Raw genomic sequence first — 21,656 nt, 5'->3', positions numbered from 1 at the left:
GGATGATTAAGGCTATAATCTGCCCTTACTAAGATTTAGGGGATATACCTTTGCAATTTACCGATTTTTCTCTGGACCAGCGTCTGCTTCAAAGCATAAAACATATGGGGATCACAGAACCCACCGCCATCCAGGAACAAGCACTGCCTATCGCATTGGCAGGTAAAGATTTAATGGCGTCATCAAAAACGGGCTCAGGTAAAACCTTAGCGTTTTTGTTACCCGCATTGCAAAGAGTCATTTCTACCCGCTCACTGTCGAAACGTGATCCTAGAGTCTTGATTTTATTACCGACCCGCGAACTAGCGCATCAGGTTTATAGTCAGCTTCGCCTCCTTGTCGCCAACACCCAATACAAGGCCATCAGCGTACTGGGCGGGGAAAACTTTAATGACCAAGCCAAAGCCTTAGCGAAAGAACCGCATTTCATTGTCGCGACTCCAGGCCGTATCGCCGATCATTTAGAACAGAAGCATCTTTTTCTCAATGGCTTAGAGTTATTAGTCCTCGATGAAGCCGACCGCATGTTGGATTTAGGCTTTGCACCGCAGCTAAAAGCGATCAACGATGCAGCCGATCATAAACGCCGTCAAACGCTGATGTTTTCTGCCACTTTAGATCACGACGAAATCAATGATATCGCAGCAACATTACTAAAAAATCCAGCGCACGTGGCGATTGGCGCAGCTCACTCTGAGCATAACGATATTCATCAACGTATCTTTTTATGTGACCACTTAGACCATAAAGAAGCGTTATTAGCCCGTTTGCTCAAAGATGAAACCCATAAACAAGTGATTATTTTTACCGCGACGCGTCCAGATACTGAGCGCTTAGCCGCTAAATTAACCGCGCAAGGTTTTGCAACCGCAGCACTCAGCGGTGATTTAAAGCAAGCCGCACGCAACCAAATCATGGACCAATTTTCCCGTGGCCAACAACAAGTCCTAGTGACGACCGATGTCGCCTCTCGTGGTCTGGATTTGCTCAATGTGTCCTTGGTCGTTAACTTCGACATGCCTAAATTTGCCGAAGAATACGTGCATCGTATCGGCCGTACTGGTCGTGCAGGCGCAAAAGGTGATGCGATATCGCTCGTCGGGCCAAAAGATTGGGACAACTTTAAGAAAGTCCAAGTCTTCCTCAGAAAAACCTTTGAGATCAGCACAATTTCAGGCCTCGAAGCTAAATTTAGTGGTATAAAAAGCAAAGCTAAACAGACGCCAGTAAAACGTGTTGCTAAAGCGGAGCTTGCTAAAGGTAAGAGCAAAAGAACTAAAGCAACCACACCTGCACCGTCGCGGGATAAGCGTTTCATCACAGGCGTGGATGTCGGCGATGCTCCTATGCGTAGAAAACCTGCTGCGGCACAATTACTGCAAGATAATGATACTGAAAAAGTTTAAAACTAATTTATGCATAAAGGCCGGTGGATTTAACATCAGATATTATCTCTGATACAAATCACATAGGCATGATCTAATACTGGAAATTGACATACTAAAATTATCAGTCTGTCGCCAAGCGAATCAAAAGCGCATGGTAAACACTGATCCTCATGTCATTTCCAGCTACAATAGCGCTATTATCGATATTTTGAAGGTGTAACATGAGAGTTTGTGGTGTTGAATTAAAAGGTGGCGAAGCCATTATCAGTTTATTGAGCTATGAAGGTGAAACCTTCAATGTGCCAGAATGCCGTAAGGTGTCTTTCACCGTTTCCCAATCTGCTACCACAGAAGCTATTCGTGAGTTTCACTTCGCTTTTCATAAGCTTATGCAAGATTATCGCGTTGATGAAGTTGTCATCATAGAACGTGAGCAAAAAGGTAAACTCGCGGGTTCAGCGACAAGCTTTAAACTTGAAGCAGCCATTCAATTAGGGGAATTACCTGTCAGTCTATTGTCTCCTGTCACTATCAAAGAGCAAAACAAGCGCAATCCACCCCAAGTTGATTTCGATAGTTTAGATCTTAAAAAAGTACAGCAGTTAGCTTTCGAAGCCGCTTATGCCCATCAAAATCGCCGAATTTTTGGCAAAGTATAAGTAATGTGATGAACTCAGGCTCCGAAGTCATTCGGAGCTAAATCCTCTATGAATCCATTAAAGTACTTAAACGGTTACAGCCTTGATATTCAGCAGCAGGTACAGCAACATCTCGATGCTGGCACATTACCCAAGCTATTGCTGAAACGTCATCCTGTCATACATAGCGTTCGTAGCGATAAAGCGCTGTACGACTATACTCAGACGATTAAAAATCAATTTTTACGCCAGTCCTCCCCGCTCTCAAAAGTGATATTTGATGACAAAATTAATATTAGCCATCATGCACTTGGCTTGCATTCTTACGTAGCACGAGTTCAAGGCAATAAAATCAAAGCGAAGAACGAAATTCGCATTTCTTCGCGTTTAAAGCGTGTGCCAGAACCTTTGTTGCGTATGGTCGTAGTACATGAATTAGCCCATTTAAAAGAAAAAGATCACAACAAAGCTTTCTATAATTTGTGTACCCACATGGAGCCGGATTATCACCAGTTTGAATTTGATTTGCGCTTATTATTGACTTGCATCGACGCTAACATATCCCCTTATTCTGCAGATAAAGTCGACACCTGACCTTCGTATATTTTTCGCCCAAAACTTGACTGATAATAGTTTTCATTTAGAATGTTGTAGTATCTAGTGCTGCAGAATACTGTAATGACAATGACTAAACAGAATATCGACAAACTCTTAAGCAAGTGGTGTAAAAAGCAAGCTAAAAAGTTACTCAAAACACAGGCGAAATCTGTTTCAAGTTCAGGAAAAGCGATTCCATCCTTATCTCATCTGAACACCCTGACTGATAAATCTTTGACGAATAAAAAGGCTCAACGAAAGCACCTCACCCAATTACTCTCTAAGCATATTGCTCAGCAAGAATTTGCCCATAGCAATAAATCAACACTCAAAAAACAATTAAAACTCGCGAAAGCTAATTTTATTGCCGCAAATGATGCGACATTTTCATCGACTATTATTACTCGACTTTCTCCTTTACCCACGGAACACAGCTTTGCATTACGTCCCTTTAAAAAATCACCCTGTGGTGGCTGTCCCGCATTAAAAGGTAAATTGTGCAAGTGCGCATTAAAAGTGATGCAAAGGCGCCACGCAAGCTGATAGGCACGATTTAGCACTGCATATTGGGTTCTCTGTTCAGTCCTTAATAAAAAACGTTATAAGCTCTTCATCTGCACAATTTTCCTCTTCACAACCTTTTGAATGACTCGCTATACCACTTCTAACTGAAGATCCTATCTATTTTATCCCTTATGTTTTATCGCCACGACTTCGAATCGAACAAGTTTTAAGCTTTTATACAACTCGAACAGTACTCGTGATAGCAGGAAAATGTCTACCATAATAAGTATTGTGGAAACAAAAATGCCGATGAAATTTTCATTTCATCGGCATTGATAAACTCTTCTAGAAAATCAGTGCTATTGTTTATTCAAACTTTGATACTATAAATTCTATTAGCTTAGGTTTGGCTAACCTAAGTTCATTATAGCTTCACGACTCTTCACCATATTAGTGAATGTGCGTAAATCTTGATTTGCTAACTTGCTCGACATAGGAATATCGGCTTTCAACGGATCAACAGGTTTACCATTGATATGGAATTCATAATGCAAATGTGGACCAGTCGAACGACCTGTATTACCAGATAAAGCAATCACTTGACCGCGAGTTACACGTTGACCTTTACGCACTAACGCCTTAGACAAATGTAGGTAACGGGTACGGTACTTACCACCATGTTCAATCACAATATACTTACCAGCAAACTGATGGTCCGTCACTAAACTGACAATTCCATCACCAGGTGCAATAACTTTAGTCCCGATTGGCACGGAAAAATCTGTTCCATTATGGGGAGAAATACGCCCTGTGATTGGGTGTTTGCGATGGCTGTTAAAACGTGAACTCATACGCGGTTGTTTAGCTAACGGATAACGTTGGAATGCCCGAACTAAACTCTGACCTTTAGCATCATAATAACTACCATCAGAATACTGATATGCACTAATTTCAGAACGGCCACTTTTAATACTGACGCCTAAAATTTGGCTACTTCCCGTCGGTTCACCTTCAACATATTGATCATTTACCAAAACTGAGAATTTGTCGCCAGCTCGTAAATCACGGGCAAAATTCAATTTTTCTTTGAGTAAATCTTCAATTCGCTGAATATCTGCAGCGGCTAAGCCCATTTTTTGGGCTGAAACGTAGAAAGAACCTTTAATATCGCCAGTCAAAATTCGATTTTGCCAAACACCTTCAACGTTCACTTCTTCAACATTAAAACTACCGTCTTCATAACGCGTAAAAACCACTTGGCGGGCAGCGTTAAAATAAAGTTCTAATTTTTGTAACTGGCCTTCACTATCAAGCCAAAATTGCATTCTGTTACCAGGTAACAAGGTATCAAGTGCCAAAATGTTTAAATCAGCTTCTAAAACCTTATACATAGTCTGCTGATCAACACCCGCCTTGGAAAATAACCCACTTAAGGTATCACCGGAAACGATAATTCGCTCAAACTGGGGAGCATTATTAATGAGTGCAGCTTGATCTAGGACTTCAGGTTCAGAAACTTGAGGGAGAATATTTTCAATATCGAGAACAACAGGGATACGCTGAGCAGTTGGCGTAACATGGTTATTATTCGGCATCAACATCGCAGCACCCATCAACAAACTACCCATTAATAGAATGTTCTTTTGGGTCGATGATAAGTTCTGCAAACGGGTTTGCGATAAGTTGATAAAGTTGGGTTTGCCTGTTTGCAACGCTTTTCACCTTTCGTTAACTTTGCGTTCTATTTTTGACCAGTCCCTTTGAGGGAAGCCCGAATTTTTTCCAACTTATATCAAAAAACCGATTATGACAAACGCTATTTCACTCTTTTGTTGCACCATTAATGAAAAACATGCGCTAGTTGGCATTTCCAACTCACTTTGCATGTATTATCCGAATGTTAAACACACAGGAGATACAATAAATAACACTTATAAAACAATTTGTTATTTATCGCACTCTGTGAGAATGAGCAACTAAGGCAAAACTATCGTCATTTCGCTCCCATGTGAGGTTTTATTGATGTCGATGCGGGTATTTATCTGCTCTTTCATTTCCGACACGTGCGAGATCACCCCTATCATGCGGCCAGAGGATTGCAAATCCATCAGGGTCCGAATGGCCAGTTCTAAAGAATCTTGATCTAAACTGCCGAAGCCTTCATCGATAAATAAAGTATCGAGTTTAATACCACCTGCATAGGCTTGCACGACATCAGATAGGCCTAACGCCATAGATAATGCTGCCATAAAACTTTCACCACCGCTTAAGGTGGCCACAGGACGCACTTTGGAGGTATAAGCATCTTCTACTTCCAATTCGAGCCCAGAAGCTTTGTTACCCTTGGCTCTATCTTCCTTACGTAGTAAACGATAACGCCCTTTGCTCATGAGGTGTAGCCTGTGGCTTGCCTCTAACAACACATCGTCAAGCAGTACGCTTAACACAAAACGTTGCAGACTGATCTTATTACCTGTATTTCCATTAGCGACATCTGCAAGGGTGCCGATAACCGCATATTCATCTTCCAAAACCTTAGCTTTTGCATCGGCAATACTCAGCTGGGTTTGGGTTTGCATCAGTAATACTGTGCGCGTGTGAAGCAACTGCCATGCCTGCTCAGCAGCGTGTAATGCTTGCTGCGCGAACTCAAGCTCAGCAGCCAGCTTAATGCTATCGGGTAGTACTTTATCCTTAAGCTTAAGCGCTAACTGCTCGCACTGTGCTTTGGTCAAAGCACTGCGCTGCTGGTAAGCCTCAATCTCGCTGGCTAATGCACGCTGTTGTTCTTCATCCAGCATGGACTCAAATAAGGCCTGTTGATCGGCAAAACCTGCTGCGACTAATTGCTGATTGAGTTGCTGCTGTGCACGCGTTTGCTGGGCTAATGCTGCCTCAGCAGCATTTTCAGCACCATTAAGTGCCGCTTTAGCCGCAACAAAAGATTGGCCAGTCTGTTGTTGGAGATCCCTAACACTAGCAATCTGTTGCTTAATTTGGCTGATACTTTGCTGATTTTGCGCGATTGCTGCAGTTAAGGCCTCAAGCGTTGCAAGCGCAGATGGAACACTTTGCTGCATGTGCGCTAACTGCCCCTGCAATATATCCACTTTAGATTGCAGTGCACTGTCGTGTGTTTGTCCTTGCTCTAACTTTTGTTGTAGATGCGTTTCCTGTGCGTGCAACAATGCAATCTCTTGCTGTAACAGCTGTAACTGCTGATGGGCTTGCTCCGCTTGAGTGAGTGAGAAAGCGTATTGCGACAAGGTATGTGTATGTTCGTCTAAAGAAATATCAACCGCAGTGCCCAATTGGACCGCGAGATCTTGTACTTGCTGTTGCAAGGTTTCTAACTGCGTTTGTAGCCCACGATATTCCGCTCTGGCTTTGCTCAGGATTTCTTGAGCATTCGTTTCAGCCTCTAGTGCTAATTGCAGCGCTTCATCACTTGGGAGTGGCTCTTGGCTTTTTGCTGGCTGTGGATGTGTTTGGCTACCACAAACAGGGCAAGGTTCATCTTGCTGTAATTGCCGCGCTAAAATAGCTGCCTGCCCTTGATGCCAAGTCAACAATAAGGCTTTATATGCAACCAGTGCTTGCTGATGCTGAGCACTGAGTTGTTGCCCTTTGACTTTAGCCTCAACAAGTTTTGCCTGTGTCGAAGATACCCTTGCCGCCACTTGTTGCCATTGCTGATAAGTCGACAATAATTGCTGTTGCTGCTGGTGCGCTTGTTGCAATAAGAGGCGTGTTTCGCTGTTGGCCTGTAGTTGCGGCAGAGCGGATTCCAATTCACGGCGTTTTTGGACTAAGGTGGTTAACTCATGTTTGCTGTTCTGAAGTTGTGTTTTCGCGCTAATTAGCTGCGCTTGCTCTTGTTCGAGGGTTTTATTAAGCCTATCCAATTCCCTAAGCTGCGGCCCTAACGCATTCAGTTGCTGTTTAACCTGTTCCTGTTCGAGTAACGACGCTTCCAACACGGGCAAATCAGCAGCCTTAAGCTCTGCGTTATCGAAGGCTTGTTTAGCATGGATTAATGCTGTTTTCGCATGATCAAGTGCGATACTTGCCGCCTTGGCTTCCTGCTCACGGGCCACAAACACCTCAAGCATGGGTGCCAAGTGCTGCGCCTGTTTAGCCAAATTAAGTTTGTAGGTTTGCGCAGCCATGTTTTCTTGCTGCGCATCAAGGGCTGCTGCCGTTTGAGTTAAGGCATCAAACTGCGCAAATTCGGCCAATAAATGCTGGGCGGCATCGCTGGTTTTTATCACCCATTGTTGCTGCTGTAATGCTTGTTCTTTCGCACTTTGGGCTGTTTCAAGTTCTGGCGTGAGCTTGGTTAATTCACAGCTAAGATCGTCATCGGATGCTAAACCCGCACTTTGTAAAATGCCATCACGGCGACTGCGTTGATCTTTTACTAAGGCGCGGATATCTGCAGCCTTATTTTTTAAGGAATCTTCAATACGTCGATATATATGCGTTTGAAATAGCTGACTAAATATCAGTTCTCTTGCTTTAGAGTCTGCCATTAACAATTCGCGAAATTTTCCCTGCGGCAACACCATCACTTGGCGAAACTGCTCCACATCAAGGCCAGTTAAGGCTTCAATCTCAGCGGTTGCCTCAGAGACTTTGCTCGCTACAAGCAAACTTTCATTACCCTCGGCGTCTATCTTATATAACTGTGCTTCGGGCTTCTGCACCGTTGAGCCGTCACCGCTTTTTTTAACCCTGTCTTGCTCTGGCACACGGCGAATACGATAACTGCTATTACCCAACTGAAAACTAAAAGTGACTTCTGTTAGCAGACTATCATCGGCCATATCGCAGCGCATCTGGCTGCCTTCACGCTCATTACCCGTGGTTTTGCCATAGAGAGCAAAGCAAATACCATCGAGCAAGGTCGTCTTACCCGCACCAGTGGGTCCATTAATCAAAAATAACGGATTAGTCCCTAAGGCCGTAAAATCAAGTTCTTGAGTCGATGCAAAGGGGCCAAAGGCTGACATGGAAAGGCTAAGTGGTCTCATGCTTGGCGCTCCTCATTGTGTAGCTTAGTCAGGAGTTCATCCATCACGGCTTGCTGTGCTTGTGTTAATGACTCGCCGGACACTTGAGAGAAAAAGTCACGGAACATGTCCATCTCGCCTTTTTTGATATGATCTCGGCTCAAGGTGACTTGTTGCTGCCCCGCCATCAGACCAGTCCGCTCTAAATGCAGCACATTAGGGTAAACGGCTCTCAATTTTCCCATAGCATCTAAAATGGCATGTTTATCAAGAAGTCTGACCATAAGGTAGTCCTCACGCTTGATATCCGTTTTACCTTGGGCGAGTAATGTGGCTAACTCCCCTTCTAAGATGCGGACATCGCGTATTGACGTTAATGGCAATAAACTAATTTTAATCGGCGTTTGCGCGCTAAGTTCGACTAAGGTCACCGACTTATGTTGATGTTGTTCGCTAAAGGAATACTTCAAAATCGATCCTGAGTAGCGCACATGCTCTGCACCTTTGTATTGCGGTCCGTGCAAATGCCCAAGGGCGACATAATCAAACTCAGTAAATAGCGTTGGCGATATTTTATCAGCGCCACCAATGCTCAGTGGTCGCTCAGATGCTGACTCGCTACCACCATCCAAAAAACAATGGCTTATCACCACTTTCGGCAAACCTTGGCTATCGTGCTGGCGTACTTGTTCAAGCAATAGCGTCATTGCGGCCTCATGGCTTGCCGCCTCACACTCAAAAACTTGGCGCACTGTGGCAGGTTCGGCATAGGGCAAGGCATAAAACACCGCATCACCGCTTGAACTCGACAAAGTAATGGGATAAATATCAGCACTCAAAGGGCCAATAATATGTAACCCACTTGCCGCCATTTGTTTTGCTGCAAAACCTAAGCGCTCGTGACCATCGTGATTACCCGCAATCATAATGACTTGTAGACCTAAATCATGCACTAAGCGGTTAAGCACATCATCTAACAGCGCGACCGCATTCGCAGGCGGAATCGATCTGTCATAAATATCCCCCGCCACAATCACAGCATCCACCTTGTGTTCATCCGCTAGAGCAATAATTTGCTCGAGCACAAAGCCTTGATCATCCAGTAGTGATTGATTGTGTAATTGACGACCTATGTGCCAATCCGAGGTGTGGATAAATTTCATAATCGCTCTTTTAAAGAAGTGGTGGCGCTAAACCCGAGCGCACATGCCGCCCGTCGATGCAAATAAGACTAGCAAGATAGACACTGCACTTATATCAATCGGATTAAATATGTACACAATATTTAAAATACACACCAAAACAATAAGAAGCCTAAAAAGTGTATTAAAAATGACAGGTAATACTATTCAAAAAACTTGAAAGAGTACACCTAACTCAAAGTAGGATGAGACGTTTTAAGTCGTCATTTGGCGGATCTTTTGGGTGATATCCACCTCGGCTTAACTTTTGAGCCAAGATGGACGCCACTAAGATACACTCATGCGCAGCTTAAAGAGCGTCTATTGATGAGTGAGTTTTATAAAATGCTTAATATCAAATAGTTTACGAAAATAAATTATATTGGCTCGCCAAAAGTTTAAAACTCATAGCAAGGGACATAGTCACCACCAATGGCTTGATAATCTTTGTACCTTTAGTGACCACGAGACGAGAACCCAAGGTTGCGCCAATCGCTTGCCCTGCCAGCATGACTAATCCTAATAACCAAATCACTTTTCCGCCCAAGGCAAAGAAGATCAGCGAAGCAATGTTAGTGGAGAAATTAAGTAGTTTTGCGTGGGCAGTTGCCTTCGCCAAACCAAACCCAGCTAGCGATACAAAGGCCAGCGCAAAAAAGCTCCCAGTACCAGGGCCAAAAAAGCCATCGTACAATCCCACGCCCAATGCTGCAGTAAAGGCAAATGCGGTAGGTGTCAGCACTTGATGTTTATCATCTTCAGAAATCTTTTTCGAAAATAAAAAGTAACAACCAATAGCCAAAATCAAAAAAGGTAACATCAACTCCAGCACTTCAGTATCGACGAGTTGAACTAGAATCGTACCTAATGCCGCACCGATAAATGCACAAATCAAGGCTAACTTAACGGATTTAAGATCAACCAGCCCTTTACGGACAAAGTACAAACTCGCAAAAAAACTGCCGCCACAGGCCTGCAGCTTATTTGTCCCTAAGGCAACCGCAGGCGGCAAGCCTGCCCACATAAGTGCAGGAATGGTCAGCAAGCCTCCGCCACCGGCGATTGAGTCAATAAAACCAGCCACCATAGCGACGGCAAAAAGTATCGCTGCGATTTGTAGAGTCAGTTCAAATTCCATGATGATTTATTATTCTTCTGATAAAAAAGAGAGTGATTGCCGAACATTAGACTGCGTTTGCCAAATAAACGCAAAGGAGTTATTGTCGGCACAGCGTGAGATAAACTCACACAAAATCCCGAGTCCTGTTCTGATTTTCCAGCAGTAGGAAATAAAATGTTTGCCGAACTACCGCCCCTCAATTCTCTCCGTGCCTTCGAAGCCGCAGCACGTTTACAGAGCATGACATTAGCCAGCAAGGAGTTGCATGTCACCCATGGCGCAGTCAGCAAACAAATCAGAGTATTGGAGGATTATTTAGGTTTTGCGCTCTTTGTACGCTTACACAAAAAAGTCGGTTTAACCGATGAAGCCAAACGCTACTTACCCCATGTTCAAGCCGCTCTGCAAACACTATCTAGTGCTACAAGTGACTTGCGCCGTCATCCCACTAAGCCACAAACCTTAGCCATCAATGTGCTGCCAAGCTTAACCATCAATTGGCTCATTCCAAGAATGGAGCAGTTTAAATCCCGCCATCCACACTTGTATGTCGACTTATCCATTGGCGACTTTGCCGTGGATTTTAGCCAAGGTCGTTATGATATTGCGATCCGTAGTAGCACTGTTATCCCTAAGGGCGCGAATTATATCAAGCTGATGGATGAGGATTTATGCTTAGTTTGCGCGCCTTCGTTAGCGCCTAAACTGCAAAATATCGAGGACATTAATCACGTCACTTTACTGAAACACACCACCAGACCCGAACTCTGGGATTATTGGGCTGAAAAAGTAGGGCTGATATTAACCCAAGCGCAAACCTTTGGTGTCGAGCATTTTTATATGTTGAGTCAAGCGGCAGCGAGTGGCATGGGCGCAGCACTTATTCCGCGATTTTTCATCGAAGAACAACTGGCAAATGGCAGCTTAGTCATCCCCTTCGACGCCCCCTTTACCAGTCCCTATCGATATTATTTACTCACCCCAAAATCCCCAAGCCTGCCGTTAAAAGCTCAAGCTTTTATCGACTGGTTATTAGAGATTTTTGCGCCCTATCGTCATTAATCTGCATTAAGCCTATCTCAGTTCAAGCGAGGCACAATAACGCTATAAGTGCCAAACGAAGCTATTGAGATCACTAACTGAGCGCAGAAAAACACCAATAAAAAACCACCCAAAAGGTGGTTTATTAGATTCAAGACTTAAAGCGCATCAGAATTAGTGATTGCAATGCTCACCGTGAACATGGTCATCATCGTCCATAAACTCATCGTCACCGTCTTGATGTTGCATTACGCCCCAACCGTCGGTCATGCCGCCGAATTCGGCAGCAAAATCATTTAGCATGACTTCTTGTTCAACCAATGTATCGTACTCAGGCACCATATTGAGACAAACAATGATTTCCCACTTACCAAGCTCATCATTCAGATTCAGCTCAAGCTCGCCTTCCAAGTCAGAATTTGTTAATTCTTCTAACGCAGTTTCAGCATCGCGTTGGTCATCAAAAACCAAAAAGAAATCAACATCTAACTCTTTAGTTAAATCGATTCCCGCTTCAGCCATTGCGGCCAGCATTTTACCATTGTCATCATCTGGAAATTGCATTTCTTGCTCCACTGTTTCAGGCTTATTCTGCCGCAATGATTTGAACTGATTCACCATTAAAGCTGACGATGTCGCCCGCGATAATTTTTTTACGTTTACGAGTTTCAACTTCACCATTCACAGTGACTTGACCTTCGTCGATAAAATGTTTGGCTTCACCACCCGCATTGCTCATGCCTTGCACTTTTAATACTTTGTACAATTCAATGAAATCTTCGCCAGAATGCAAAGCCAATTGATTAATTTGCGCCACTTAATACACGCCTTCTAAAAATAAACCTGCGGCATTATACCAGCACAGTACAAAATTCGCTGAAGATAATTTGGCTAGAGACGTCTTTCATCGGCGAGTAGGCCAAAGGCTGATTCATCGAGCCAGTTTTCACCTATTTTGAATTGCTGCCTGAGCAAACCTTCAAGCCGAAAACCACACTTTTCGAGTACTCGTGCCGATGCGTGATTATCTTTAGCACAATGCCCAACAAATTTATGTACATTAAAACTTAAACAGGCCCAATCAATGACCGCCATTAAGCTCTCAGTCGCATAACCTTTACCGTGGCCCTCTGCCGCCAGTAAATAACCCACTTCGGCACGCTGTTCCTCGAAACTTTGACAATAAAGGCCCGTTAAACCGATAAACTGCCCAGTATCAACGGTCTCAATCACTAAGGTCAGCCAATCGCCAGAACCGTAGAACCAAGTATCAGAACGCTGCTGAAACTTACTGCGGATCACCTCTTGCGACTCTGGAACGCGTACAAAACGATTAATCTCAGGATCATTATGCAGTGCATAAAAATGTTCCCAATCACTATCTTGTAAGCTCCTGAGTTTCAATCTATCAGTGTAGAGTTCCAGCATAGTGACTCCGTGATGAGCATATAAAACAAAACGGCAGCAAACGCTGCCGTATCAAACAAGCTGTATTAGATAAGCGGCAAAACTTACGCGCGGCTGGTCACTTCAAGCAAATGAAAGCCAAATTGCGTTTTCACGGGTCCTTGTACTTCATTTAATGGTGCACTAAAAACCACTTCATCAAACTCTCTGACCATCATGCCAGGACCAAATGACCCCAATTCGCCGCCTTGGGCACCTGATGGGCAAGAAGAGTGCGCGCGAGCAATTTGAGCAAAATCTGCGCCTTCCATTATTTGCTGTTTCAGCGCTTGACACTGCTCTTCACTGCTGACTAACAAATGTCTTGCTGTTGCCTGGACCATAGTAAAACTCCTGTAAGGATCATGAGACATTTGCCCCAAATATCATTGAGTTCCCACTAAAACATTCGTTTTAACAGGTTTGGAATCAACAGTATAAAAACTTTCTGTTGAATAAAAAAGTCTTAAAATGCCGTCACTGACAACAAAGTCAATTAACGGCATCTTACACGGCTAAGCTTGTTTCGACGCAATCCAACGATCGATCTTGTTTTCCATGACCGCCATGGGTAATGAACCTGAGGTGAGGATTTGATCGTGGAATGCTTTTAAATCAAATTTATCACCCAAGGCTTTTTCTGCGCGGGCACGCAGTGCCAAAATCTTCAACTGACCGACCTTGTAAGACAAAGCTTGACCAGGGATCGCCATATAGCGCTCCACTTCAGCGACTATGTCACTCTCAGCCATAGGCGAGTTGTCTTTCATGTACTGAATCGCCTGTTCACGACTCCAACCTTTAGAATGAAGGCCAGTATCAACCACTAAGCGCATTGCACGCAGCATTTCATCGGAAAGCTTACCAAAATACTGGTAAGGATCGGTAAATAGCCCCATCTCAATACCTAAGTATTCAGCATAAAGTGCCCAACCTTCCTCGAAAGCGGTATAACCGCTAAAACGCTGAAACTCAGGCACACCGGTCAGCTCTTGTTTGATCGCGATTTGGAAGTGATGCCCAGGAGCGGCCTCGTGCAAAGATAAAGTCGTCATCCCCCACTTAGGCTGTGCTTTGAGGTTATAAGTGTTGATATAAAACACCCCTGGACGGCTGCCATCCACCGCTGGCGCTTCATAAGAGGCTCCCGCTGCTGATTGTTCTCTAAAACTTTCAACCGGCTTAACCACGTAATCAGCCTTTGGCATCACATTAAAGTAGTTAGGTAAGACATGATTGATTTTATCCTTCAACACCATATAACCATCAATCAAGCCTTGGCGATCGCTATAGAAATACTGCGGCTCTGAAGATAAAGACGCAAAAAACGCCTTCAAATCGCCCTTAAAACCGACCTGCTCACGCACCTTATCCATCTCAGATAAAATTCGCGCCACTTCACTTAAACCAATTTGATGAATTTCATCCACAGACATAGTGGTGGTCGTATGTGAGTTCGCCAGATGCTGATACCAAGCTTTACCGTTAGGCAAACCTGACCAACCATCAGTCGCCCGCGATTTAGGTAAATAGGTTTGCTTAAAATAATCGCGTAAGTTCGTTAACGCTGGCACGATACGTTCGGCTATCATGGCTTGATAACGGGTGGTCAATTCCGCTTTATCTTGCTCTGAAAAACTCTCGGGGAAATGCTGGATTGGCGAGTAAAAAATACTCTGAGTCGCATCCGTCGTTAACATAGCATCTAACTGAGGAATAATGCGCTCTACCAACACTCGAGGTAGTACCACTTTACTTTCAATACCTTGATTCATACGATTTTCAGCAAGTGCGACCCACTTGATGAAACCATCGACTCTCTGTTCCCAATTACGATAATCTTGGACAGTCTTAAAAGGTTGTGCACTTTCGCCACTTCCCAGCTGCACCATAGTAATGACAGTGCTATAGAACTGGCTTATCGGCATAAAGCGTGAAGGGAAAGTTTCGTCCACTAACGCCATATCACGGTCATAGACGAACAGGTCATAACTCAACTGTAGATCCGCAGGCAGTTGCTTTGGATCTATCGCACGCACCTGAGCTAAATAGTGAGTGTTAAGATCATGACGAGCCTTAAGGTAATCCTCAGTTAAATCTCCGCCGAAATCGGCGTTATAGTCATTAACGCCGACAAAAGTAGCGTAGATGGGCTCAAGCTTTAGGTAATCTTTAAAATAAGCATCCACAAGCGCTAAGTAACGCTGCTCTGCCGTTTGAGTTTCGCCCTGCACAGCTGTCGTATTAGCCGAGCTATTTTCTTGAACTGCAGTGGCTTCAGGCTTAGAACAACCTTGAAGGGTGAGGATTAACGCTATCGAACCTGCCAATAAACCCAATTTCATTTTAATATTTCTCCTTTTTGGCCCGCTATTGCAGAACTGTTTCTATACTTAGTTCAAGGTCTGCTATCGGAGTTAATCTATGATCTACTCGTTCCGCAACTCAGGTTTCAGGGATCCAGAAACTGGAGTCTATAACCAAACCTATTTCATGGAAGTATTCAACCGAGAATGGCATCGTCACATGAGAGACCACCAAAGCTTGGCACTATTGTATCTGTGCCCTCACATTCATGAAACCGTCAAACAACCCCATTTACTCGAATTCTTTACCAAACAAGTGCAAGAAGCGCTATTAAGAGCAACAGATATGATTGCTAGACTAGATCACAATCACTTTGCGTTGGGTTTGTTCAATATAGATGAGGTGGGAACGGAAGTAGTGTTAAAGCGAATAGAACAGCAAATATCTGACTTTAACCAAGATTTTGGTAAACATCATAAACTGACAATCGACTATAAACTGGCTGCCTGTATTTGCCTACCTACACAGGAAAGTAAAATAGAGTCACTCTTCAGTAATGTCAGCCAACTTTTACAACAGCTTGAAAAAAATCATGATCAATCCCAAGCTTTAATCCGATTACAGTAAATAGGTTTATTGATACCAAAGAAAAAGCCCCTTGCGGGGCTTTCGATTCAAACGCTAAATGGCGAACTGATTACAGCGTGATATTATGCATACGAGCTTTCTCTTTAATATAAGAGATATAGCTATTTGCACTCTTCTGTGTCTTCTTATCATTAGCAGCTAACACTGCACGGTTATAAGCCGACTTATACTGTTTCAAACTTAAATGAGCCAAAGCTAATTCAAAGTTTGCTTCACCAGGATGCTCAATACCCATTGATATGGCTTTTTCAAGCACAGGGATCGCAGCTGTATATTGTTCATTCAAGTTTAATAAGCGACCTTGTTTCAAGTAAGTCTTGCCATCATTGCTGATGGCTGCAGCTTTACCGTAATACTCAGCAGCTTGCTTAAACTCTTTCGCATTTTGATAGAAACCCGCCAAAATCTCTAAAGACTTAGCGTCCTCAGCGATCATGCCTGATTTCATATGTTTCTGATAAATTTTAGCGGCTTGATAAGGAGCACCTTTTTGTGCCATTAACTGCGCTAAACGCGTAATGTTGCCCGCGCTATCCAAGAAACCATTTCTATAAGCCAAATCGTAAGTTGCAAGAGACTTGTCATAGTCTTCAACCATCAAATAAAACTGTGCTAATTGAACCCACAATCTGCCATCATCCGGGAATAAAGGCACCATGACTTCTAACACACCAACAGCTTTCTTGTACTTCTTCTGATTGAAGTAAGCAGTCAGCTTCATTTGATACAGACCTTTGTCAGGAGCTTCAGCTAATGAAAGACCTTTGTCGGCCACTTCAATCACTTTATCCCACTGCTTCAGTTCTGAATGCGCAATACCAATACGGCGATACATTTGAGAATCGGCTTTACAAGTAAATTCCATCCACTTGTAATAATAAGGAATCGCTTCCTTAAACTTTTTCTCTTGTAATAGCAAATCAGCATAAAGACGCATAGTTGCAGCATGATCTGTACCACCTAAAATATCAGCTTCAACAGCTTGTTTTAGGTACTTGATCGCGGTATCCATTTTGCCTTTCTCGGCATAAAAGTTACCCAACATACGTGCAACATAGGCTTTGTCGAAGTCGTTCTTGGCATTTGCCTCTAGCAAAATAGCAATAGCTTCATCGACCTGACCATTGGTATAAGCTTCAAATGACTTCTGAACTTTCTTCGCCGCGCTTTCACCCACAGCTTTAGATTGACGTTTGTCGATAGCACACTTTTCTTCTGCGACTGCAGATGAAAGAGTTAATGAACCGCCACAAACAGAAAGCAATAATAGAACTGCGATTTTATTAACATTACGCATTATTGGTTGCCTCCTTTATCTAAGGTGAAGTCTAGTTGTACTGTCATACCAGGTTGTTTCAATGGCTTGCCATCAACAATCTTTGGCTTGTACTTCCACTTCTTCAGTGCACGAATCGCTTCTTTATCAAATAAGCGTTTTGGTTCTGCTTGAATAACTTCAACATCGTCGATACCACCGAGTTCGTTAATGGTAAAACGAAGTTGTACCCAACCTTCTTTACCATCACGCGCCGCAGCAATTGGATACTGAGGTTCGATACGAACGATAGGTGTAGCATCACCATCGCGAGTCATCATATTGCCTAATTTAAAACCACCTGTTGAGTGACCTCCAGCTTCTACACCACCCATATTGAACGACATCGCTGTGTCAATATTGCTCGAAGATTCTGGCGGCGTTGCCTCAGGCTTCTGTGGCTGTTCTGGCGGTGGTGGTGGCTTAGGCACTACCCTTGGCTTATTCTGTGCTTTTGAATCCTGTCTATCCATAGTGATTTCAATTACAGGGGTCTCGGCCGATGTTTCGCCGCGTTGTGCGCCGCCACCGACCAAGAACGCCATAAAAGCGAACAGACCAAAAGTCACAGCAGCACCAATAATGATCGATACTAGTGCTCTTAGCATATTAATCGTTCCCCGCAGATACCGAAATTTTATCTATACCAGCCGCTTTGACTTGGTCTAGAACTTTAACAACTAGGCCATGCGTTGCGTCTTTATCTGCCTGAATCAATACCGCAGCCTCAGGAGCTTCAGCCAGCATGCGCTCAACGTTTGCTGTTACACGTTCGATATCAACCTGACGGTTTTCCATCATGATCACGCCTGTTTTACTGACGCCGATAAAGATGTTAGCCGAAGGCTTTGAAGTCGCTTGCGAAGCTTTGGGTTTGTTATAATCCAAACCAGAAGGTTTCACAAATGACGTTGTTACAATGAAGAAGATCAACATGATAAACACGATGTCGAGCATCGGTGTCATATCAATTTGCGCTTCCTCGTCTACACTGGAATGCTTTTTACGTGCCATGTTCAATCTCTCTCTAGTGGTGCGGCATGCTGTCTTTTAGCTTTTCTAAACTGATTTTCATTTTTACATCCAGACGAGTACTAAAGAATACTCCCGATAATGCTGCAACCATCCCCGCCATCGTGGGCATAGTCGCCATTGAAATACCAGCCGCCATTAAACGAGCATTACTCGTCCCCTGAACTGCCATCACATCAAACACTGAAATCATACCGGTTACGGTACCTAACAAACCTATCATAGGACAAATAGCTACTAAGGTTTTAATCATCAGCATACGTGCATTCAAATCTTGCTTCGCTTGGGACAGCCAAGCTTCACGGATACGGTGTGCGTACCAAGAGGTTGTTTCCTCTCTAGCATCCCACGCAGATATGATAGCTTTATGTTGCTTTGGTGATATCCAATTAAGATACCAATAACGCTCAAGCATCAATACCCACATGAAGAACAATACAAACGCAACCAACCAAAGGACGTTTCCTCCAGCGGCCATGAAGCCCCTGACGGAATCCCATATGTCCATCAGGTATAGCATCATTAGTTAGCCCTCTTCTCAGCATGTGCTGCGATAATGCCCGCACTTTGCTCTTCCAAAATTTGGGTGATTGATTTGCTACGCGCAACGAGTATTGCATGTAGTAACATCAGTGGCAGAGCCGCAACCAGACCTTGTACTGTAGTAACCAGAGCCATAGAGATACCACCCGCCATCAGTTTAGGATCGCCAGTACCGAACAGTTGGATACTTTGGAAGGTCGCAATCATACCAGTTACTGTACCTAGCAGACCTAACATTGGGCCGATAGCTGCAATGACTTTCAAAATTGAAATTCGAGCTTCTAATGCAGGCGTTTCTTTCAGAATAGCTTCATCCAGTTTCAACTCTAATGTTTCAACATCAACATCTTTGTTTTCATGGTAAACCTTCAAGATACGACCAAGGGCATTGTTACCTGGATTATCAACATTCTTAGCTTGGCGTTTAACTTTTGCACCGATAGCTGCCAGCACAATGAAACGCTCAACCGCAATTAATAAACCAATAGCAAGTAATATCAGAATAATATAACCAATGGTACCGCCTGACTCGATACGATCTTCCATGCTAGCTTTGTTCGTAAAGATGTTTAACAGTACGCCACGTGCAGGGTCGATATAGAAAGGTGCTGTACCAGAAGCCGTTTCTTCCCATTTAGCAACAGCGCTAACTTGATAACCTTCAGGTTGTTGAGATAACTGCTGAATTAAACCTAATTCAGGGTTATATACAACGTATTTACCGTCAGCCGTTAAGTTATAAGCACCAATACGATGAATAGTCGTCGTTTTCACGTTACCATCAATTTCGGTAACAGAACCTTCAAACTTAACCACTTTGCCAGATTGCGCCATTTCAAATAGCTGCTCTTGCCAAAATTGTTCTAACTCTTCAATTTTTGGCAATTGCTTACGGGCACCTAAATCAGCGATAAATTTATCGCGATTTGGGAATTGAGCACTGATGTTAGAGCTTGCCAGTTTACCAGCGAAATCACCGGCTTCACCTTTAACGACACCAAACATTTCACCCAAGTCACCTTGAGCCGTTTTTAGATCTTCTTCTAACTGAGCAATTTTACGCTCGTTATCTAAGAACGCTTGGTTTAAATCTTTACCACGTTGCTTTTCAGCAGCTAACGCATTTTTTTCTTTTTGCAGTAAAGCGGCCTTATCGCCACGCTCTGCTTGGAACTCTTGCTCACGCTTGCTGTTGACTTTACCTTCTGCAGCGCGTTCAACTTTAACTTGTTGCAATAATTGGTCAATTGACTTAGGCGCATCAGCAGCGCTCGCCATACCAGCAGTTAAAGAGAAACTTGCAGCCAACACAGCTGTAGTAATTAACTTCTTCATTATTGTGCAGTCTCCGCAGCAGGAATTGGTAACGCGAATAGATCTAGAGCGCCTTGTTTACGGGCAATGCGGATACCTTTGGTCAGTTCACGCAAATAGCTGTCATCTAACTTATCCCAACCCTTAGATTCTGGGTTGTACATCCAGCCAGTCTTTTGATCTAAACTCTGTGCATAAAGAGCAACACGACCTAAGTTAAAGAAGTCAACCAACACTTCTTTACCATCTAGGTTTAACTTACCTTGGTTAACGGCAACAGCACTACCGTATTCACGCTCAATACTATAAGCATCAAGAATTAGACGGTATTTTTCTGCTAGTGTGACTTCGGCAGTATTAAGAAGTTTTTTCAGTTCATTAACACGATTAGTGCGTATTTCAGAATTAAAAGGTAAATCTAATTGAACAAACTGTTCTAATGACTCAACCATTTTAAACATTAATGGCACAACACCTTGGCGAAGTTTATCAACACCATTGATGTCACCCTGCACTGAATCCATTGTCTTTTGTTGATCAGCGACTAAGCTTGCAACGTAATCGTTATATGATTTCAGTGATTCGCGCTCATCTGCGACAGAACCATACTCAAAAAGCATGTCTTGTGCTTGATCGAAATACTTATCAACGTTCTTTTGCGACGCAGCAGCATCAGCATGGATCATACTATCCGCTTTCTGCACGTCGGTAAGAGGATCTGCAACTACTAAGTTGCTGCTCGCTAATGCCAGCACGCCAACAAGTGCAGTAGCGATTTTTGTTCTATTGCTTACCTTGGACATAGTTCCCAACCAATTTGAAGTGAATAAAAAGGTTTAACTTACCAGCAACATAACGACAAGGAATAAATACTTGCCGAAAAAATTTCTGTAAGTTCGTCTTTCTCTTGTGATTCTTAGTTTTTTCTTCCCTTTCCTACGCCCTTACAGGCATAGACCCGCTGGCATCATTTCACAAAATGTTGACCTGTGTCAACATTTCAGACGACTAAAAACTAGTGTAAAGAAGCGTTAATAATGAAATTTTTTACGAAAGGTGTTTTTTTAGACAAAAATGAATCTTTAGGGTTATTACTTTTTGTTCCAAAAAATAATAAACTAATTTAAACCCTATAAAATCATAACGATAGCTAAAGACCAACTTTGTGTGTCCTGTTTATTAAAATTAACATTTTTTAACATAAAGACGACTCAAATAGATGCTCTTTACTCAAATCCCCCGATAAGATTTACTTAACTTGAACTCAGTGTAAGAACATCAGAACTAAGGGCACAAGTGATAGGATCTTTCGACCTCAAATAACCCCATCACACAGAAGAGCCTTTATACAACAAGTTAGTGGAAGTGTTTTGTGATATCTATGATGTTCCTATGTTGTCATCATAGAATTAGAGAAAACTTCATTAGCTGAAGAGACGCACTAATCGCATCGCAATAAATGAGATCATGACCACCATTATCTTCTTCCAGATGCCCACCATAGTGCTTTCAAAAACGTCTACACAGGCAAATGACTCATTTTTACAAGTTAACTTTCCAAAATTTACTC

At 43.2% G+C, this 21,656-nt stretch carries 21 protein-coding genes; 6 read left to right on the top strand and 15 right to left on the bottom strand.

Annotated elements, in window-relative coordinates:
• Positions 1-50 precede the first annotated feature (50 nt).
• From GWI56_RS04140 to GWI56_RS04125, 4 genes are all read left to right on the top strand, one after another.
• The gene (locus GWI56_RS04140; protein WP_198572212.1) at positions 51-1,406 is read left to right on the top strand and encodes a DEAD/DEAH box helicase; all 1,356 of its coding nucleotides are present in this window, start codon (positions 51-53) and stop codon (positions 1,404-1,406) included.
• A 203-nt stretch (positions 1,407-1,609) separates the two neighbouring features.
• Positions 1,610-2,047 carry a DUF3010 family protein gene (locus GWI56_RS04135; protein WP_028760422.1) on the top strand — a complete coding sequence of 146 codons (438 nt, stop codon included), beginning with the start codon at positions 1,610-1,612 and terminating at the stop codon, positions 2,045-2,047.
• Positions 2,048-2,095: 48 nt separating this feature from the next.
• Positions 2,096-2,620, top strand: a complete 525-nt coding sequence (locus GWI56_RS04130) for a M48 family metallopeptidase (RefSeq protein WP_028760423.1) — start codon at positions 2,096-2,098, stop codon at positions 2,618-2,620.
• Positions 2,621-2,710: 90 nt separating this feature from the next.
• Positions 2,711-3,166 (top strand): hypothetical protein, encoded by a 456-nt coding sequence (locus GWI56_RS04125; RefSeq protein ID WP_198572262.1) that lies wholly within the window; start codon positions 2,711-2,713, stop codon positions 3,164-3,166.
• A 371-nt stretch (positions 3,167-3,537) separates the two neighbouring features.
• On the opposite strand, the gene GWI56_RS04120 is transcribed toward GWI56_RS04125, so the two are convergent.
• The 4 genes from GWI56_RS04120 to GWI56_RS04105 all read right to left on the bottom strand — a co-directional run bounded on the left by GWI56_RS04120 (position 3,538) and on the right by GWI56_RS04105 (position 10,458).
• Positions 3,538-4,839 carry a peptidoglycan DD-metalloendopeptidase family protein gene (locus GWI56_RS04120; protein WP_113938827.1) on the bottom strand — a complete coding sequence of 434 codons (1,302 nt, stop codon included), beginning with the start codon at positions 4,837-4,839 and terminating at the stop codon, positions 3,538-3,540.
• A gap of 264 nt (positions 4,840-5,103) precedes the next feature.
• Positions 5,104-8,160, bottom strand: a complete 3,057-nt coding sequence (locus GWI56_RS04115) for an SMC family ATPase (protein ID WP_198572211.1) — start codon at positions 8,158-8,160, stop codon at positions 5,104-5,106.
• Positions 8,157-9,302: an exonuclease SbcCD subunit D gene (locus GWI56_RS04110; RefSeq protein ID WP_113938829.1), complete on the bottom strand. Its 1,146-nt coding sequence runs from the start codon at positions 9,300-9,302 to the stop codon at positions 8,157-8,159. Before GWI56_RS04110 ends, GWI56_RS04115 begins: the two co-directional genes overlap by 4 nt.
• Positions 9,303-9,684: 382 nt before the next feature.
• The gene (locus GWI56_RS04105; RefSeq protein ID WP_028760428.1) at positions 9,685-10,458 is read right to left on the bottom strand and encodes a TSUP family transporter; all 774 of its coding nucleotides are present in this window, start codon (positions 10,456-10,458) and stop codon (positions 9,685-9,687) included.
• 156 nt (positions 10,459-10,614) lie between these two features.
• Here GWI56_RS04105 and GWI56_RS04100 point away from each other — a divergent pair, with 156 nt between their 5' ends.
• Positions 10,615-11,502 carry a LysR family transcriptional regulator gene (locus tag GWI56_RS04100; protein WP_198572210.1) on the top strand — a complete coding sequence of 296 codons (888 nt, stop codon included), beginning with the start codon at positions 10,615-10,617 and terminating at the stop codon, positions 11,500-11,502.
• 153 nt (positions 11,503-11,655) lie between these two features.
• Here GWI56_RS04100 and GWI56_RS04095 read toward each other — a convergent pair whose 3' ends face one another.
• The 5 genes from GWI56_RS04095 to GWI56_RS04075 all read right to left on the bottom strand — a co-directional run bounded on the left by GWI56_RS04095 (position 11,656) and on the right by GWI56_RS04075 (position 15,272).
• Positions 11,656-12,045 carry a ribonuclease E inhibitor RraB gene (locus GWI56_RS04095; protein ID WP_113938831.1) on the bottom strand — a complete coding sequence of 130 codons (390 nt, stop codon included), beginning with the start codon at positions 12,043-12,045 and terminating at the stop codon, positions 11,656-11,658.
• A 22-nt stretch (positions 12,046-12,067) separates the two neighbouring features.
• On the bottom strand, positions 12,068-12,298 hold the full coding sequence (locus GWI56_RS04090; protein WP_028760431.1) for an RNA-binding S4 domain-containing protein: 231 nt from the start codon (positions 12,296-12,298) through the stop codon (positions 12,068-12,070).
• A gap of 74 nt (positions 12,299-12,372) precedes the next feature.
• On the bottom strand, positions 12,373-12,909 hold the full coding sequence (locus tag GWI56_RS04085) for a GNAT family N-acetyltransferase (RefSeq protein WP_028760432.1): 537 nt from the start codon (positions 12,907-12,909) through the stop codon (positions 12,373-12,375).
• A gap of 83 nt (positions 12,910-12,992) precedes the next feature.
• Positions 12,993-13,271 carry a peptidylprolyl isomerase gene (locus tag GWI56_RS04080; protein ID WP_028760433.1) on the bottom strand — a complete coding sequence of 93 codons (279 nt, stop codon included), beginning with the start codon at positions 13,269-13,271 and terminating at the stop codon, positions 12,993-12,995.
• Positions 13,272-13,442: 171 nt separating this feature from the next.
• Positions 13,443-15,272 carry a DUF885 domain-containing protein gene (locus GWI56_RS04075; RefSeq protein ID WP_198572209.1) on the bottom strand — a complete coding sequence of 610 codons (1,830 nt, stop codon included), beginning with the start codon at positions 15,270-15,272 and terminating at the stop codon, positions 13,443-13,445.
• Positions 15,273-15,351: 79 nt separating this feature from the next.
• On the opposite strand from GWI56_RS04075, the gene GWI56_RS04070 reads away from it, so the two are divergent.
• Positions 15,352-15,861, top strand: a complete 510-nt coding sequence (locus GWI56_RS04070; RefSeq protein WP_198572208.1) for a diguanylate cyclase — start codon at positions 15,352-15,354, stop codon at positions 15,859-15,861.
• Positions 15,862-15,931: 70 nt separating this feature from the next.
• Here the strand turns inward: GWI56_RS04070 and GWI56_RS04065 are convergent, their stop codons facing one another.
• The 6 genes from GWI56_RS04065 to GWI56_RS04040 are packed head-to-tail and all read right to left on the bottom strand — an operon-like array spanning position 15,932 to position 20,889.
• Complete coding sequence (locus GWI56_RS04065) at positions 15,932-17,179, bottom strand: tetratricopeptide repeat protein (protein ID WP_105252916.1); 1,248 nt, start codon at positions 17,177-17,179, stop codon at positions 15,932-15,934.
• A complete protein-coding gene (locus GWI56_RS04060; RefSeq protein ID WP_028760437.1) occupies positions 17,179-17,805 on the bottom strand; it encodes an energy transducer TonB in 627 nt (208 codons plus the stop codon). Before GWI56_RS04060 ends, GWI56_RS04065 begins: the two co-directional genes overlap by 1 nt.
• 1 nt (position 17,806) lies before the next feature.
• Positions 17,807-18,211, bottom strand: coding sequence for a biopolymer transporter ExbD (locus GWI56_RS04055; protein WP_028760438.1), 405 nt, complete (start codon positions 18,209-18,211; stop codon positions 17,807-17,809).
• 13 nt (positions 18,212-18,224) lie between these two features.
• Positions 18,225-18,752, bottom strand: coding sequence for a MotA/TolQ/ExbB proton channel family protein (locus tag GWI56_RS04050; protein WP_113938836.1), 528 nt, complete (start codon positions 18,750-18,752; stop codon positions 18,225-18,227).
• On the bottom strand, positions 18,752-20,107 hold the full coding sequence (locus tag GWI56_RS04045; protein WP_113938837.1) for a MotA/TolQ/ExbB proton channel family protein: 1,356 nt from the start codon (positions 20,105-20,107) through the stop codon (positions 18,752-18,754). The genes GWI56_RS04050 and GWI56_RS04045 overlap by 1 nt, the downstream gene beginning before the upstream one ends.
• A complete protein-coding gene (locus tag GWI56_RS04040; protein ID WP_113938838.1) occupies positions 20,107-20,889 on the bottom strand; it encodes a DUF3450 domain-containing protein in 783 nt (260 codons plus the stop codon). Before GWI56_RS04040 ends, GWI56_RS04045 begins: the two co-directional genes overlap by 1 nt.
• Between the last annotated feature and the right edge of the window lie 767 nt (positions 20,890-21,656).

Source organism: Shewanella sp. DW31 (assembly GCF_015767295.1).
Taxonomy (GTDB): Bacteria; Pseudomonadota; Gammaproteobacteria; order Enterobacterales; family Shewanellaceae; genus Shewanella; species Shewanella oncorhynchi.
The sequence above is the reverse complement of the archived record's forward strand: the minus strand, read 5'-3'. Positions and strand labels throughout refer to the sequence as shown.

Excerpts from the sequence above, each read along its gene's own strand:
- GWI56_RS04135 (WP_028760422.1), top strand. The coding sequence starts at position 1,610 with ATGAGAGTTTGTGGTGTTGAATTAAAAGGTGGCGAAGCCATTATCAGT.
- GWI56_RS04130 (WP_028760423.1), top strand. The coding sequence starts at position 2,096 with ATGAATCCATTAAAGTACTTAAACGGTTACAGCCTTGATATTCAGCAG.
- GWI56_RS04125 (WP_198572262.1), top strand. The coding sequence starts at position 2,711 with ATGACTAAACAGAATATCGACAAACTCTTAAGCAAGTGGTGTAAAAAG.
- GWI56_RS04115 (WP_198572211.1), bottom strand. The coding sequence starts at position 8,160 with ATGAGACCACTTAGCCTTTCCATGTCAGCCTTTGGCCCCTTTGCATCG.
- GWI56_RS04110 (WP_113938829.1), bottom strand. The coding sequence starts at position 9,302 with ATGAAATTTATCCACACCTCGGATTGGCACATAGGTCGTCAATTACAC.
- GWI56_RS04105 (WP_028760428.1), bottom strand. The coding sequence starts at position 10,458 with ATGGAATTTGAACTGACTCTACAAATCGCAGCGATACTTTTTGCCGTC.
- GWI56_RS04100 (WP_198572210.1), top strand. The coding sequence starts at position 10,615 with ATGTTTGCCGAACTACCGCCCCTCAATTCTCTCCGTGCCTTCGAAGCC.
- GWI56_RS04095 (WP_113938831.1), bottom strand. The coding sequence starts at position 12,045 with ATGCAATTTCCAGATGATGACAATGGTAAAATGCTGGCCGCAATGGCT.
- GWI56_RS04085 (WP_028760432.1), bottom strand. The coding sequence starts at position 12,909 with ATGCTGGAACTCTACACTGATAGATTGAAACTCAGGAGCTTACAAGAT.
- GWI56_RS04080 (WP_028760433.1), bottom strand. The coding sequence starts at position 13,271 with ATGGTCCAGGCAACAGCAAGACATTTGTTAGTCAGCAGTGAAGAGCAG.
- GWI56_RS04075 (WP_198572209.1), bottom strand. The coding sequence starts at position 15,272 with ATGAAATTGGGTTTATTGGCAGGTTCGATAGCGTTAATCCTCACCCTT.
- GWI56_RS04070 (WP_198572208.1), top strand. The coding sequence starts at position 15,352 with ATGATCTACTCGTTCCGCAACTCAGGTTTCAGGGATCCAGAAACTGGA.
- GWI56_RS04065 (WP_105252916.1), bottom strand. The coding sequence starts at position 17,179 with ATGCGTAATGTTAATAAAATCGCAGTTCTATTATTGCTTTCTGTTTGT.
- GWI56_RS04060 (WP_028760437.1), bottom strand. The coding sequence starts at position 17,805 with ATGCTAAGAGCACTAGTATCGATCATTATTGGTGCTGCTGTGACTTTT.
- GWI56_RS04055 (WP_028760438.1), bottom strand. The coding sequence starts at position 18,211 with ATGGCACGTAAAAAGCATTCCAGTGTAGACGAGGAAGCGCAAATTGAT.
- GWI56_RS04050 (WP_113938836.1), bottom strand. The coding sequence starts at position 18,752 with ATGATGCTATACCTGATGGACATATGGGATTCCGTCAGGGGCTTCATG.
- GWI56_RS04045 (WP_113938837.1), bottom strand. The coding sequence starts at position 20,107 with ATGAAGAAGTTAATTACTACAGCTGTGTTGGCTGCAAGTTTCTCTTTA.
- GWI56_RS04040 (WP_113938838.1), bottom strand. The coding sequence starts at position 20,889 with ATGTCCAAGGTAAGCAATAGAACAAAAATCGCTACTGCACTTGTTGGC.